Source organism: Stenotrophomonas sp. PI_27 (assembly GCF_027854495.1).
GTDB classification, from domain to species: Bacteria; Pseudomonadota; Gammaproteobacteria; order Xanthomonadales; family Xanthomonadaceae; genus Stenotrophomonas; species Stenotrophomonas pavanii.
On sequence record NZ_JAJNOF010000008.1, the window covers coordinates 118527 to 132252 of the forward strand.

Here is a 13726-nt window from a genome sequence, read left to right on the forward strand (position 1 = left end):
GTGGCTGTGTTATTTGGTGGTGTAACCGCCATTGACCAGGATGGTCTGACCGGTCATCCACCAGCCATCGGTGACCAGGAAGCGGATCCACGGCACGATGTCGGCGATGTCGGTCAGCCCGGTACGGGTGAACGCCGACAGCGCCGCTGCGGTCTTGTGATACGCCTGCGCGTCGGCACTCTCGGCCGGATAGAAGAACGGCGTGTCCATCGGACCGGGGCCGATCGCGGTCACCGAGATGCCGCGCTCACCGAACTCCTTCGACGCCGCGCGAGTGAAATGCTCGACCGGCGCCTTGGTGCCGGCATAGCTGGAATAGAACGGCGTGAACGCACCCAGCAGCGAGGTGACCAGGGTGCAGATGCGGCCGCCGTCGTTGACATGACGACCGGCCTCCTTCAGGAAGAAGAATGCGGCCTTGGCGTTGACCGCGCTCATCTCGTCATACTCCGCTTCGCTGATGTCCAGCAGCGGCTTCTTCAGCACCTTGCCGACCGTATTGATGGCGATGTCGGGACGTCCGGCCGCTGCCACGGCCTCGGCGAACAGGCGCTCCATCGCTGCCGCCGTGGTCAGGTCGCCCTGCAGCGCCACCGCTTTGCTGCCAGCAGCCTGCACGGCGGCAACGGTCGCTTCGGCATCGGCCTGGCTGGCGGAGCTGTTGTAGTGGATGACGATGGCTTTGGCGCCCTGGCGGGCGAAGTCGCGGGCGATCAGTCCGCCCAGGTTCTTGGCGCCACCGGCGATCAGCACGGTCTTGCCCTTCAGGGAATGGTCGGTCATGGCGTGAGTCTCGGGAGGAGGGTGGCCCGGGGTGGCAACCCTGCCCTGACGACGATATCGTGCAGAAAAAGCGGATAAAGCCCGCCACATTGACTTAACTTTCCAGAGCCCGCGAACAATGGACCGGATCGACCGCTTCCGCATCTTCACCCGGGTTGTGGAGTGCGCCAGCTTCACCCGCGCGGCCGACCAGCTCGGCCTCCCCCGCTCCACCGTTTCGGCAGCGATTGCGGAGCTGGAGCAGCGGCTCGGCACCCGCTTGCTGCAGCGCTCGACCCGCCGGGTGTCCACCACCCACGACGGCGACGTGTTCCATGCGCGCTGCCTGCGCCTGATCGCCGAGGTTGAGGACGCCGAATCGCTGTTCCGGCAGGATGACGCACAACCGATCGGTTTGCTGAAGATCGACGTGCCCAGCCGCATCGGCCGCCGCATCATCGCCCCGGCACTGCCCGACTTTTTCGCGCGCCATCCACAGGTGGAGGTGGACCTGGGCATGACCGATCGCGCGGTGAACCTGATCGAAGACGGCTGCGATGCCGTGCTGCGAGTCGGCCAGCTGGGCGATTCCAGCCTGGTGGCGCGCACGCTGGGCCAGCTCGACTTCGTCAACGTGGCCGCGCCCGCCTACCTGCGCCAGCACGGTGTTCCGCAGCATCCTGCCGAGCTGCAGCAGCACCGCGCGGTGAACTATGCGTCGCCGACCACGGCACGGGTGGAACCGTGGGAATGGCAGGATGGCGTCCAGCTGCGCACGCTGCCGATGCCCGGCTGGGTGCGGGTGAACAGCGCCGAGGCATCGATTGCATGTTGCGTGGCCGGGTTGGGGCTGCTGCAGATTCCGCGCTACGACGTGCAGGCCGAGCTGCAATCCGGCGCCCTGGTGGAGGTGATGCCGCAGTACGTGGCGCAACCGCTGCCGGTGACCCTGCTGCAACCGCACCGGCAACACCGCGCACTACGCGTGCAGGTGTTCGTCGAGTGGCTGCTGCCGGTGCTACGGACCGGCCTGCAGCTGCAGTAGATCCACGCCATGCGTGGATGCCTGCTTCAGTGCCGACCAAGGTTGGCACCCACCAGGGCAAAGACCCGCTGCAGTAGATCCACGCCATGCGTGGATGACGGAGCCTGGAAATCCGCAGCCACCCATGGGGTGGCTCTACTGGGAGATGTGCCAACCAGGGTTGGCACCTACCCGGGGCGGCGGCCGCAGAACCCGGGGCATTACGCCCCGGATTCGTCCGGCTTCACCCGGAACCATGCCGCATACAGCGCCGGCAGGAACACCAGCGTCAGCACCGTGCCGACGATCAGGCCGCCCATGATCGAGATCGCCATCGAGCCGTAGAACGCACTACGCGACAGCGGAATCATCGCCAGCACCGCCGCCAACGCGGTCAGCACGATCGGGCGGAAGCGGCGCACCGTGGCATCGATGATCGAATGCCAGCGGTCGTGCCCGGCATCGATGTCCTGCTGGATCTGGTCGATCAGGATCACCGAGTTGCGCATGATCATGCCGGCCAGGGCGATCGTGCCCAGCAGCGCCACGAAGCCGAAGGGCGCGCGGAACAGCAGCAGGAACAGGGTCGCGCCGATGATGCCCAGCGGTGCGGTCACCAGCACCATCGCTGCTCGCGAGAAGCTGCGCAGCTGCAGCATCAGCAGCGTGGCCACCACCACCAGGAACAGCGGCATGCCGGCCTTGATCGAGTTCTGGCCACGCGCCGAATCCTCCACGGTACCGCCGGTTTCCAGCAGGTAGCCGCTGGGCAGCTCGGCGCGGATGCCGTCCAGCGTGGGCACGATCTGGTGCACCACGTCCAACGCCTGCATGCCATCGCTGATGTCGGCGCGCACGGTCACGGTCGGCAACCGGTTGCGGTGCCAGATGATCCCGTCCTCGAAACCGTATTCCATCGTCGCCACCTGCGAGAGCGTGATGCTGCCGCCATTGGCGGTCGGCATCGACAGGCTGGACAGCAGTTCCAGCTGGTTGCGCTCATCGGCCGGCCCGCGCAGCAGCATCTCGATCTGGCGGTTGCCTTCGCGATACACGCTCACCGACTGGCCGGCCAGCGAACTGGCCAGGAACTGGCTGACCTGGGCACTGCTCACGCCCAGCGCGCGGGCCCGCTCCTGGTCGATCACCAGCCGCACCACCTTGCTCGGCTCGCTCCAGTCCAGGTTCACGTTCATCACGTGCGGGTTCTCACGCACCTTGGCCTCGACCTGGCGCGCGATCGCCTGCACCTTCTCGATGTGCTCGCCGGAGATGCGCATCTGCACCGGGTAGCCGACCGGCGGGCCGTTCTCCAGCCGGGTCACGCGCATCTGCACATCCGGGAACTTCGGGATCACTTCGTGCAGCAGCCAGTCACGGGTGCTTTCGCGCGATTTGATGTCCTTGGCCAGCACCACGAACTGGGCGAAGTTGGTCGCCGGCAGCTGCTGGTCCAGCGGCAGGTAGAAGCGCGGCGAACCGGTGCCCACGTAGGACACGTAGTTGGCGATGCCCTCGCGGCCGGACAGCAGCTTCTCCAGCTTCTCGGCCTGGGCCTGGGTCGAACGCAGCGATGCGCCCTCGGCCAGCTCGATGTCCACCATCAGCTCCGGCCGGGTCGAATCCGGGAAGAACTGCTGCGGCACGAAGCGGAACATCATCAGCGAGAACACGAACAGGGCGATGGTTGCGGCGATCACCCACCAGCGGCGGCGCAGGCAGGCGTCGAGGAAGCGACGGAAGCTGCGGTAGAACGGGCGCTGGTAGGGATCGTGGTCATGCCCGTGCTGCGGCGGTGCGATCAGGTTGGCCAGCGCCGGATAGCGATCGGCCCACTGCTGGCGCCTGGCCCGCCAGCGCGCGGACAGGCTGCCGGGCTTCGGCGGCTGCGGGTTGAACAGGTCCGGCAGCATCTTGTCGCCCAGGTACGGGATGAACAGCACCGCAGCGATCCACGACACCACCAGCGCGATGGTCACCACCTGGAACAGCGAACGAGTGTATTCACCGGTACTCGATGCCGCCGTGGCGATCGGCAGGAAGCCGGCCGCGGTGATCAGGGTGCCGGTCAACATCGGGAACGCCGTGGATTCCCAGGCGAAACTGGCCGCACGCAGGCGATCGAAGCCCTGCTCCATCTTGGTGGCCATCATCTCCACCGCGATGATCGCATCGTCCACCAGCAGGCCCAGCGCCAGCACCAGCGCGCCCAGCGAGATCTTGTGCAGGCCGATGTCGAAGTAGTGCATGACGAAGAAGGTCATCGCCAGCACCAGCGGAATGGTGACGCCCACCACCAGGCCGGTACGCAGGCCCAGCGAGAAGAAGCTGACCAGCAGCACGATCACCACCGCCTCGGTCAGCACCTGCACGAACTCGCCGACCGACTCTTCCACCGATTGCGGCTGGTCGGAGACCTTGCGCAGCTGCATGCCGGCCGGCAGGGTCTTCTGCAGCCGTTGGAACTCGGCATCAAGGTTGGCACCGAGCTTGAGGATGTCACCGCCATCCTTCATCGCCACCGCAAGGCCGATCGCCTCTTCGCCCATGAAGCGCATCTTCGGCGACGCCGGATCGGCGAAGCCGCGCTTGACCTCGGCGATGTCACCCAGGTGCACGGTGCGGTCGCCAGCACGGATCGGGAACTGCCGGATCGCGTCGATGTCGTTGAACTGGCCGGTCACGCGCAGCTGCACGCGGTCGGTGGCGGTCTCGAAGAAGCTGGTGCCGGTGACCGCGTTCTGGTCGGCCAGTGCCTGCTGCACCTGCTGCATCGACACGCCCAGTGTCGCCAGTCGGGTGTTGGACAGCTCGATCCAGACCTTCTCGTCCTGCAGGCCGACCAGGTCGATCTTGCCGACGTCGGGCACGCGCTGCAGTTCCAGCTGGATGCGGTCGGCGTAGTCGCGCATCACCGCATAGTCGAAGCCCTTGCCGGTCAAGGCGTAGATGTTGCCGTAGGTGTCGCCGAACTCATCGTTGAAGAACGGGCCGACGATCTCGCGCGGCAGCGTCGGGCGGATGTCACCCACGCGCTTGCGCACCTGGTACCACAGGTCCGGGATCTGCCTGGAACGCAGGCTGTCGCGCGCCATGAAGATGACCTGCGATTCGCCCGGGCGCGAATACGAGCGGATGAACTCGTACTCGCCGGTGTTCATCAGCGCCTTCTCGATCGGCTCGGTCACCTGGCGCGAGACCTGTTCGGCGGTGGCGCCCGGCCAAAGCGTGCGCACCACCATCGCCTTGAACGTGAATGGCGGGTCCTCGGACTGGCCCAGATGCTTGTACGACCACGCGCCGATCAGCGCGAAGGCCAGCATCGCGAACAGCACCAGCGGGCGATTGGACAACGCCCACTCGGAAAGATTGAAGCGGCGCACCGGCTTACTCCCTGGCCTTGGCGGCGGCCGGCGTGGCCGGCTTCAGCACCGGCCGGTTCTGCCGGTCCACGGCGATCACCGGCTGGCCGGCACGCAGCAGGTGGCCGCCTGCGGCGACCACCCAGTCACCGGCCCCCACGCCGGACAGCACCGGCACCGTCTCGCTGCCGTAGGCACCGGTGGTGACCGCGGCGGCCTTCAACGTGCTGTTGGCCGGATCGACCACCCACACGCTGGCAGCACCATTGGCACCGCGCTGCAGCGCGCCCAGCGGCAGCTGCAGGGTGCCGTGGCGGCCGGCACTGCTGTAGACGCGCGCGCTCTGGCCCAGTTCGACATCGGCCAGCGCATCGGCCGCCAGGCTGACCCGGGTCGCATAGGTGCGGGCCTGCGGGTCGGCGGCGGCCGCGATCTCGCGGATCGTGCCCGGCAGGCGCTGGCCCGGGCGGTTCCACAATTCCACCTCGACCGGCTGGCCGACCGCGTAGTCACGGAGGGTGGCCTCGGGCAGGTCGATCAGCACTTCGCGTGCACCATCGGCGGCCAGGTTGAAGATGGTCTGGCCCGCCGACACCACTTGCCCGGCTTCGGCCTCGCGGCTGGCGATCACGCCGTCGGCCGGGGCGCGCAGCTGCGCGTAGCCGGCCTGGTTGCGCAGCACATCGAGGTTGGCGCGGGCGGCGTTGGCCTGGCCCTGCGCGGCCTTGAACGCAGCCGACTGCTGGTCCAGCTGCGAGCGGCTGACCAGTTGCTGGTCGGCCAGCACCTGGTAGCGCTTGAGGTCATCACGGGCACGCACCAGATCGGCTTCTGCCGCAGCCAGCTGTGCCTGCGAGGCACGGGCCTGCAGCGCGAAGTCGGCCACGTCCAGCTCGGCCAGCACATCGCCCTTCTTCACCCGTTGCCCGGCATCGACGTGGCGCTTGACCAGGTTGCCGCCGACGCGGAACGACAAGGGGCTCTCCTGCCGCGCACGTACCGTTCCAGGGAACGCCGCCGGCGCCTGCCCGGCCTGCTCCCCGGGATGGACCACCAGCACCGGCACGGCCGCCTGGGGCGCCTGTTCCTGCCCAGAACAGGCTGCCAGCGCAGCCACCCACACCATACCGCCCATCCAGCGCACGATCTTCATCGGTCAACGTCCTGAAAACGCAGGGTTGCAACTAAGGGGGAGCCGCGACTGCCGGCCCAATTTAATAAACCGGCCGGTATAGTATAAATATCGAACCGCTTGGTCTAGTATTAGCGCGATGAGTTCTCCCACTTCCCGAAAGCCGTCGGCCAAGCCTGCTGCCAAGGCCGCCGGACCCGGGCGTCCCAAGGACCTCGGCAAGCGCGCAGCGATCCTGGATGCCGCCAAGGCCCTGTTCATCGAACAGGGCTATACCGGCGTGAGCATGGACACCATCGCCGCCCAGGCCGGTGTCTCGAAGCTGACCGTGTACAGCCATTTCGGCGACAAGGAGACCCTGTTCTCCGAGGCCGTGCAGTCCAAGTGCATTGAAATGCTGCCCGACGCGCTGTTCGTGGCCGATGCGGATGGCCCGCTGCGCGACCAGCTGATCGGCATCGGCCTGGCGTTCTTCCAGCTGATCACCTCCGACGCGGCGATCTCGATCCAGCGCATGATGATGTCGCCGGAGACCGACGAGCGCCTGCGCGAGCTGTTCTGGAAAGCCGGCCCGGAGCGTACCTGCGAGGCCCTGGCGGACTTCCTTCGCGCGCGCGCCGAGCGTGGCGAACTGGAGATCGCCGACTATGCACTGGCGGGCGAACAGTTCCTGACCCTGGTCAAGGGCGAAGTGCACATGCATATGATGTGCGGCATGCCACTGTCACCGGTGGAGTGCGACCCTCTGGTCCACGTCACCGCCAGCGTCGACTTCTTCCTGCGCGCGTATGCGCCGCGAGGGGCCGGAACCGGCTGAAACGGCAAACCTGAATGAACCGGAGGTCGCGATGACTTCCGGCACTGCGACCCCGGCCCCCCGGCAGCTGATGCTCTGGGCGCGCCGCCGGCCTCCGGCACCGGTAAAATGGCCGGCCCACTGCGCTGGATTTGAACCTCATGACGATTGATTACGCCCACGCCCGCGAACTGATGGTGGAACAGCAGATCCGTCCCTGGGACGTGCTGGACATCAAGGTGCTCGACGTCCTGGCCCGCCTGCCGCGCGAGGCCTTCGTCGCCGACGCGCACCGGGCACTGGCCTATGCCGATGTCGAACTGCCGATCGGCAACGGCCAGAAGATGATGAAGCCGGTCATCGAGGGCCGTACCCTGCAGGCGCTGGACCTGCAGCCGGGTGATGAAGTGCTGGAAATCGGCACCGGCAGCGGCTTCCTGTCGGCCTGCATCGGCGCGCTGGCGCGCGACGTGCTGAGCCTGGAAATCGACCCGGAGCTGGCCGCCGCCGCGCGCGCGCGCCTGGACGCCTCCGGCCTGGGCACCAATGTCCGTGTGGAAGTGGCCGACGCCCTGTCCTGGCAGACCGAACGCCGCTTTGACGTGATCTGTGTCACTGGTGCGGTCGACGTGGTGCCGTCACAGTTCGCTTCGTGGCTGCGTCCGGGCGGTCGGCTGTTCGTGATCCACGGCCGTTCGCCGGCGATGGAGGCCCTGCTGGTCAAGGCCGACGGCAGCAGCGAGTCCCTGTTCGAGACCGATATCGATTACCTGCGTGGTGCCGCCCCGGCCCCCCAGTTCCACCTCTGAGTCCAAGGAAGCCGCAATGATCCGCCGATCCCTCGCTGTTGCGCTGGCCACTGCCCTGCTGCCGTTGTCCGCCCATGCCGCCGACCTGCTGCAGGTCTACGAAATGGCCCGCAATGGCGATCCGCAGCTGTCGGCCGCCGAATCGACCCGGCTATACGACAAGGAAGGCGCCGTGCAGGCGCGTGCCGCCCTGCTGCCGCAGATCAACGGCCAGGCCACGCTGAACCGCACGCGCAGCGAGCCGAACGCGGACGCCAATTCCGGCTCGTTCACCAACAAGCGCCGCACCTACACGATCGACGGCAGCCAGACGCTGTTCAACTGGACCCAGATCAACAACCTGCGCTCGCAGCGTGAGCTGAGCAAGGCGGCGGATTTCACCCTCGATTCGGCCAACGACAGCCTGATCGTGCGCACCTCGGCGGCCTACTTCAACGTGCTGGTGGCGATCGAATCGCTGAACGCCGCACAGACCAACGAAGCGGCCGCGAAGAAGCAGTTCGACTTCGCCGACAAGCGCCTGGAAGTGGGCCTGGCGCCGATCACCGACGTGCACGAAGCACGCGCCCAGTACGACCAGGCGCGTGCCAACACCATCGTTGCGCAGAACACCCTCGCCGATAACTACCAGGCCCTGACCGAACTGACCGGCCAGCCGGTGACCAACCTGCGTGGGCTGCCGGCCGACTTCCGCCCGGAAGTGCCGGCCAACCGCGGCAACATCGATGAGCTGGTGCAGCAGGCCACCACCCAGAATCCGGCGCTGAAGGCGCAGGAACTGAAGGTCAGTGCCGCCGAAGCCGGCGTGCAGGCCGCCCGCGGCGGCCACTACCCGACCCTGTCGCTGGGCGGCAGCTGGGGCAAGAGTGCAACGTGGGGTGACAGCACCGGCGCCGGCTCGCTGTCGCCGGATGCCCGCACCAACAGCATCGGCCTGACCCTGAGCGTGCCGATCTTCGCCGGTGGCGCCACCCAGTCCGGCGTGCGCCAGGCACTGGCCCAGCGTGACATCGCCCAGGACGGCTACGAGCAGCAGAAGCGCGCCCTGGACCGCAACACCCGCAATGCGTACCAGACCCTGGTGCAGGGCATCAGCGAAGTGGAAGCCCGCCGCCTGGCGGTGGTTTCGGCACAGAGCGCCTATGACGCCTCGCAGGTTGGCCTGGAAGTCGGTACCCGTACCGTGCTGGACGTGATCCAGAACCAGCGCATCCTGTTCTCGGCGCAGCTGGACTATGCGCAGGCCCGCTACACCTTCCTGCAGAACCGCCTGCTGCTGAGCCAGTCGCTGGGTGCGCTGGACGTGGCCGAACTGCAGGACGTCAACCGGCTGCTGACCCAGGACGCAGGCAACCCGGCCACGACCACGCACTGAGGTTTCGCCTGGCCGGCAACGAAGAAGCCACCCGCGAGGGTGGCTTTTTTGTGGGCATGCTTCCATGCGCGCCCAGCCGCGGCAGGGTCCCGGCGGCGGTCAGAGCGGCCACGCCCGCAGGCGTTCCAGCGCTGCAAGCAGGCACAGCGCGACCGCCAGCGGCGCCAGCAACGGCATCAGCAGCCCGCGCGCGGCTGCATCCTGCCGCGCTCCGGTCCGTGGCCGCAGTACCGCCAGGCACAGGGCCGCCATCACCAGCAGGGTTGCGCTGCCCGGCAGCGCCGGCAGGCTGCCCGGGGGCAGCCACAGCGCCAGCATCACCACCAGCAACCCGATCGCCACCGTGACCGGGCCCGCGCCCGGACGTCCTGCCGCGGCCTGCAGGCGTGGCCACAACGACGTCGCCAGCCGCACGGCCAGCATCAGCAGCACCAGCAGCAGCGCCGCCAGTCCCGCCGCACCGCCCAAGGGCAGCAACGGCTGCATCCATTGCAGCTGCGGATGCACCTGCAACGCCACCGACAGTGGCCGGGAGCTGGCCAATGCGGAAAATTCGACCAGCCCGGCCTGCAGTGCCGCGAGCACGATCAACAGCAGCATCGCCAGCAACGAGACCAGCGCCAGCAACGCCGGCTGCCAGGCCGCACCCTGCCGGCGCAGCGCAGGAAAGCCCAGGGCCAGGCCGACGCTGGCAAATATCCCCAGCAGCGGCACCGCAGCCGCCAGCACCCCGCCCAGCCCGAACCGATACGGGGCGGTTGCCGGTGGCAGCCAGGGAATCCAGTGCGCGTAGTGCACGTGGCGTGCCGCCAGGGCCAGCAGCAGCAACCCCACGCCGATCTTCACCGTCAGCAGGGCGCACACCACCAGGGCCACGCGCCGGGGCGGCAGCAGCGCCAGTACAGCCAGCAGCAGGCCCACGCCTGCCGCCACCAGCGTCGGCAGCGGGTCGCTGGCCTGCAGGCCCGCCGCAGCCAGCGCCGCATGCGCATGGTGGACCATCGATTGGGTCACCCCCGCCGTGGTCGCCACCAGTTCCAGCAGCAAGGCCAGGCCGAGCACGCCCGCCACGCGGGAGCCCCAGCTGGCGGCCAGCAAGCCGTGCAGGCCCTCGGCCGCCGGCCACCGCACTACCAGCTCCTGCAGGCAGCACAGCACCAGGCCGGCCCCCAATGCAGCCAGCACCAGGCTCAGCACGATGGCCGGGCCCGCCTGTGCGGCCGTGTGCTGGCCCACCAGGGCGATCACGCTGCCCCCCACCAGCAGCGTCAGCGCCACCACCGCCAGATGGTCCATTCCCAGCCGGGCCCCGCCGGTGCCATCCCTGCCGCTGTCGCCGTCCATCGCAAGTTCCCTTGATATCCGCCCAAGCGCGGTCGACAGCAGGCTGGCAGCCTGCATCGCCCTGCGGAATCGGAATCGGTGCCGTGCGCGCTGCGTTGTGATCGCAGGCACGCTGTCATCAGCGGGGTCGGTCCGGCAGCGACAGAAAAATCGTCGCTAAGCAGAATTGATGAAGTTGATCACGACAATGGCTTGCAGCGGCGCCGACGCCGCTGCGCCGAGATCACCCGCGCGGCGGCGGCAGGTGCGGCGCGACCAGGGCCAGCGTGCGCTGCAGCGCGCCCCGGCCATTGCTGACCAGCGTGCAGCCCGCGCGGGCCATGTCTTCGCGCGCCTGCGCATCGTCGAGCAGGTGCTGCAGCAGATCGCCCACCGCCTGCGCGTCCTCGCCGATCAGCAGCGCGCCGGCCTCGCGCATGCGCCGGGAGATTTCCGCGAAGTTGTGCAGGTGTGGGCCCGTCACCGCCGCCGTTCCCATCGCCGCGGGCTCCAGCAGGTTGTGGCCACCGATGGCCTGCAGGCTGCCGCCGACGAAGGCGACCTGCGCGCAGGCATAGAACGGCATCAGCTCGCCGAGCGTATCGATGACGAACACGTCGGTGGCCGCGTGCGGCCACTGGTCCACGCGGCGGGTCGCCACGCGCCAGCCCTGTTCGCGTGCCAGCGCTTCCACCTTGGGGAACCGCTCGGGATGGCGCGGCGCCCACAGCAGCAGCAGGTCCGGATGCTGCGCGCGCAGGCGGCGGTGCAGGTCGATCACCGCCTGCTCCTCGCCATCGTGGGTACTGGCGGCGATCCACACCGGGCGTGCGGCCGGTACCCGCGCATGGAACTGTTCGACGAAGCCCTGCACGTCCGGCGTGGCGATGTCGAACTTCAGGTTGCCCAGGGCCTGCACCTGGCGGGGCTCGGCCCCCAGCTGCACGAAGCGCTCGGCATCGTCCTGCGACTGCGCGGCCACGCAGGTGACGGTGCGCAGCGCACGGCGGATCAGTGCCGCCAGCAGCCGGTAGCCACGCAGCGAGCGGGCGGACAGGCGGGCATTGAGGATGTAGACCGGAATGCCGCGGTCGCGGCAGCCGAACAGCATGTTCGGCCACAGTTCGGTTTCCAGGATCAGCGCCAGGCTGGGCTGGAAATGGCCGAGGAAGCGGTTGACGCTGCCCGGCACGTCGTATGGCAGGTAGACGTGGTCCAGCGCGTCGCCCCACAGCGCGCGCACGCGCTCGGAGCCGGTCGGGGTGATGGTGGTGATGACCCAGCGGATGTCCGGGCGCTGCTGGCGCAGTGCGTTGACCAGCGGCGCGGCGGCATTGACCTCGCCCACCGAGACCGCGTGCAGCCACACCCGCGGCTGGCCGGTCGGCTGCGGATAGGAGGCATAGCGTTCGTCCCAGCGCCGGAAGTACTCACGGACCCGGAAGCCGCGCCAGACCAGGTGGTACACGGTGATCGGCAGCAGGATGTAGAGCACGACCGAGTACAGGCCGCGCAGGATCCACTCGACAGGGTCTTTGCGCATGCGGCAAGGATACGGGAGCCCCCCGGGAAAGACACGCGGCGGCCTTGGTAGAATGCCGCAATGTCCGATGCCACCACCGCCGTCCGCCCGTCGCTGCGCGATCCGCGCAACTGGCCGATGTTCGCCGCCATGTTCGGCGCCTTCGCCATCGCCCGCCTGCCGTGGCTGCTGCAGCGCGCGCTGGGCCGGGGCGTCGGCTGGATCACCTGGCGCCTGCTCGGCAGCCGCCGCCGCGCCGCCGAGGTCAACCTGCAGCTGTGCTTCCCCGAGAAGGACGAAGCGTGGCGCCAGCGCCTGGTGCGCGACAGTTTCGACGCGCTGGGCGTGGGCGTGTTCGAGTGCATCCGTGCCTGGTGGGGCAGCATCGACCGCATCCGCCCGCAGGTGCGGATCGAAGGCCTGGAACACCTGCGGCAGATGCAGGCCGAGGGCCGCGGCGTGCTGCTGGTGTCCGGCCACTTCATGACCCTGGAGATGTGCGGACGCCTGCTGTGCGACTACGTCGATCTTTCCGGCATGTACCGCAAGCACAAGAACCCGGTGTACGAGTGGGCGGTGAAGTTCGGCCGCCTGCGCTATGCCAAGGCGATGTTCGCCAACGAGGACATCCGCGCGACCGTGCGCCACCTGAAGAAAGGCGGCTTCCTGTGGTACGCGCCAGACCAGGACATGCGGGGCAAGGACACCGTGTTCGTGCCGTTCTTCGGCCACACCGCTTCAACCATCACCGCCACCCATCAGCTGGCACGCATGACCGGCTGTGCGGTGATTCCGTACTTCCACCGCCGCGAAGGCGGAAAGTACTTCCTGAAGATCGGCGCACCGCTGGAGAACTTCCCCAGCGAGGATGTGGAGGCCGATACCACCCGGGTCAACCAGGCCATCGAAGCGATGGTGCGCGAGGCTCCCGACCAGTACCTGTGGATCCACCGCCGCTTCAAGCGCCAGCCCGGCGGCCGGAGTGATTTCTACAAATAACGGTGGGGCCGGATGGTTTCATGTGCAGCTTGATCCACGCCATGCGTGGATGCTCTGCATCCGGGTGCCGGCACCTACAACGGCCAACGGCACCATGCGTGTGGGTACTCACCCAACGTGCTGGCCAGGCCCGCACGGACCGGATTGGCCAGGATGTACATCGCCTTCTCATGAAGGGATTCATCGCTGCGTACGGCGTGATCCTGGTAACCGTGCTGCCACAGCGGCCCTTGTCGCTCCAATCGCCGGTTCAACAGACGGCTGCTGCGTGATTTGAGCAGGGCCATGCATTCGGCCAGAGTTCCTCCGCGTAGCTCCATCAGCCAGTGCAGATGGTCGGGCATGACCACCCAGGCCAGGCTGTGGCTGAAGCCCTTGCGCTCTACGAAGCGCAGTGTGTCGATCAGGATCGCCACGTTTGCCGCATCGGCGAACAACGGTTCGCGGCCTAGGGTTGCTGTGGTCAATGAGTACACGTTGCCGGATCGGGAATACCGACCGTAGCGAAGTCTGGGGCTGGCCATGCCTCCAGCGTGCGATACGCAGGGAAACGCCGGTAGTGGTGGTTGACCGGCAGTTGCGTCGGGAAAGCGCCATCCACGCAGGGCGCGGATCTACCAAA

At 67.8% G+C, this 13726-nt stretch carries 11 protein-coding genes; 5 read left to right on the plus strand and 6 right to left on the minus strand.

Annotated features, from left to right (window positions below; translation table 11 throughout):
* Positions 1–9: 9 nt before the first annotated feature.
* On the minus strand, positions 10–783 hold the full coding sequence (locus tag LRM18_RS12350; RefSeq protein WP_270954727.1) for an SDR family oxidoreductase: 774 nt from the start codon (positions 781–783) through the stop codon (positions 10–12).
* Between the two features lie 118 nt (positions 784–901).
* On the opposite strand from LRM18_RS12350, the gene LRM18_RS12355 reads away from it, so the two are divergent.
* Positions 902–1807 carry a LysR family transcriptional regulator gene (locus tag LRM18_RS12355; protein WP_270954728.1) on the plus strand — a complete coding sequence of 302 codons (906 nt, stop codon included), beginning with the start codon at positions 902–904 and terminating at the stop codon, positions 1805–1807.
* A 200-nt stretch (positions 1808–2007) separates the two neighbouring features.
* Here the strand turns inward: LRM18_RS12355 and LRM18_RS12360 are convergent, their stop codons facing one another.
* A complete protein-coding gene (locus tag LRM18_RS12360; RefSeq protein WP_057494580.1) occupies positions 2008–5169 on the minus strand; it encodes an efflux RND transporter permease subunit in 3162 nt (1053 codons plus the stop codon).
* A 4-nt stretch (positions 5170–5173) separates the two neighbouring features.
* Positions 5174–6301, minus strand: a complete 1128-nt coding sequence (locus LRM18_RS12365) for an efflux RND transporter periplasmic adaptor subunit (protein ID WP_057494582.1) — start codon at positions 6299–6301, stop codon at positions 5174–5176.
* A gap of 118 nt (positions 6302–6419) precedes the next feature.
* On the opposite strand from LRM18_RS12365, the gene LRM18_RS12370 reads away from it, so the two are divergent.
* The 3 genes from LRM18_RS12370 to LRM18_RS12380 all read left to right on the plus strand — a co-directional run bounded on the left by LRM18_RS12370 (position 6420) and on the right by LRM18_RS12380 (position 9260).
* Positions 6420–7097, plus strand: coding sequence for a TetR/AcrR family transcriptional regulator (locus LRM18_RS12370; protein WP_049469953.1), 678 nt, complete (start codon positions 6420–6422; stop codon positions 7095–7097).
* A gap of 140 nt (positions 7098–7237) precedes the next feature.
* Positions 7238–7885, plus strand: a complete 648-nt coding sequence (locus LRM18_RS12375) for a protein-L-isoaspartate O-methyltransferase (protein ID WP_049469955.1) — start codon at positions 7238–7240, stop codon at positions 7883–7885.
* A 16-nt stretch (positions 7886–7901) separates the two neighbouring features.
* Entirely contained in the window at positions 7902–9260 is a 1359-nt protein-coding gene (locus tag LRM18_RS12380) for a TolC family outer membrane protein (protein WP_049469956.1), read from the plus strand.
* Positions 9261–9359: 99 nt separating this feature from the next.
* Here the strand turns inward: LRM18_RS12380 and LRM18_RS12385 are convergent, their stop codons facing one another.
* Both LRM18_RS12385 and waaA read right to left on the minus strand, forming a co-directional pair.
* Entirely contained in the window at positions 9360–10604 is a 1245-nt protein-coding gene (locus LRM18_RS12385) for an amino acid transporter (protein WP_270954729.1), read from the minus strand.
* A 223-nt stretch (positions 10605–10827) separates the two neighbouring features.
* A complete protein-coding gene (gene waaA, locus LRM18_RS12390) occupies positions 10828–12126 on the minus strand; it encodes a lipid IV(A) 3-deoxy-D-manno-octulosonic acid transferase (protein ID WP_049469960.1) in 1299 nt (432 codons plus the stop codon).
* Between the two features lie 60 nt (positions 12127–12186).
* Here waaA and LRM18_RS12395 point away from each other — a divergent pair, with 60 nt between their 5' ends.
* The gene (locus LRM18_RS12395) at positions 12187–13104 is read left to right on the plus strand and encodes an LpxL/LpxP family Kdo(2)-lipid IV(A) lauroyl/palmitoleoyl acyltransferase (protein ID WP_049469961.1); all 918 of its coding nucleotides are present in this window, start codon (positions 12187–12189) and stop codon (positions 13102–13104) included.
* A gap of 74 nt (positions 13105–13178) precedes the next feature.
* On the opposite strand, the gene LRM18_RS12400 is transcribed toward LRM18_RS12395, so the two are convergent.
* Positions 13179–13628: a transposase gene (locus LRM18_RS12400; protein ID WP_270954730.1), complete on the minus strand. Its 450-nt coding sequence runs from the start codon at positions 13626–13628 to the stop codon at positions 13179–13181.
* Positions 13629–13726 lie beyond the last annotated feature (98 nt).

Excerpts from the sequence above, each read along its gene's own strand:
- LRM18_RS12350 (WP_270954727.1), bottom strand. The coding sequence starts at position 783 with ATGACCGACCATTCCCTGAAGGGCAAGACCGTGCTGATCGCCGGTGGC.
- LRM18_RS12355 (WP_270954728.1), top strand. The coding sequence starts at position 902 with ATGGACCGGATCGACCGCTTCCGCATCTTCACCCGGGTTGTGGAGTGC.
- LRM18_RS12365 (WP_057494582.1), bottom strand. The coding sequence starts at position 6,301 with ATGAAGATCGTGCGCTGGATGGGCGGTATGGTGTGGGTGGCTGCGCTG.
- LRM18_RS12370 (WP_049469953.1), top strand. The coding sequence starts at position 6,420 with ATGAGTTCTCCCACTTCCCGAAAGCCGTCGGCCAAGCCTGCTGCCAAG.
- LRM18_RS12375 (WP_049469955.1), top strand. The coding sequence starts at position 7,238 with ATGACGATTGATTACGCCCACGCCCGCGAACTGATGGTGGAACAGCAG.
- LRM18_RS12380 (WP_049469956.1), top strand. The coding sequence starts at position 7,902 with ATGATCCGCCGATCCCTCGCTGTTGCGCTGGCCACTGCCCTGCTGCCG.
- LRM18_RS12385 (WP_270954729.1), bottom strand. The coding sequence starts at position 10,604 with ATGGACGGCGACAGCGGCAGGGATGGCACCGGCGGGGCCCGGCTGGGA.
- waaA (WP_049469960.1), bottom strand. The coding sequence starts at position 12,126 with ATGCGCAAAGACCCTGTCGAGTGGATCCTGCGCGGCCTGTACTCGGTC.
- LRM18_RS12395 (WP_049469961.1), top strand. The coding sequence starts at position 12,187 with ATGTCCGATGCCACCACCGCCGTCCGCCCGTCGCTGCGCGATCCGCGC.
- LRM18_RS12400 (WP_270954730.1), bottom strand. The coding sequence starts at position 13,628 with ATGGCCAGCCCCAGACTTCGCTACGGTCGGTATTCCCGATCCGGCAAC.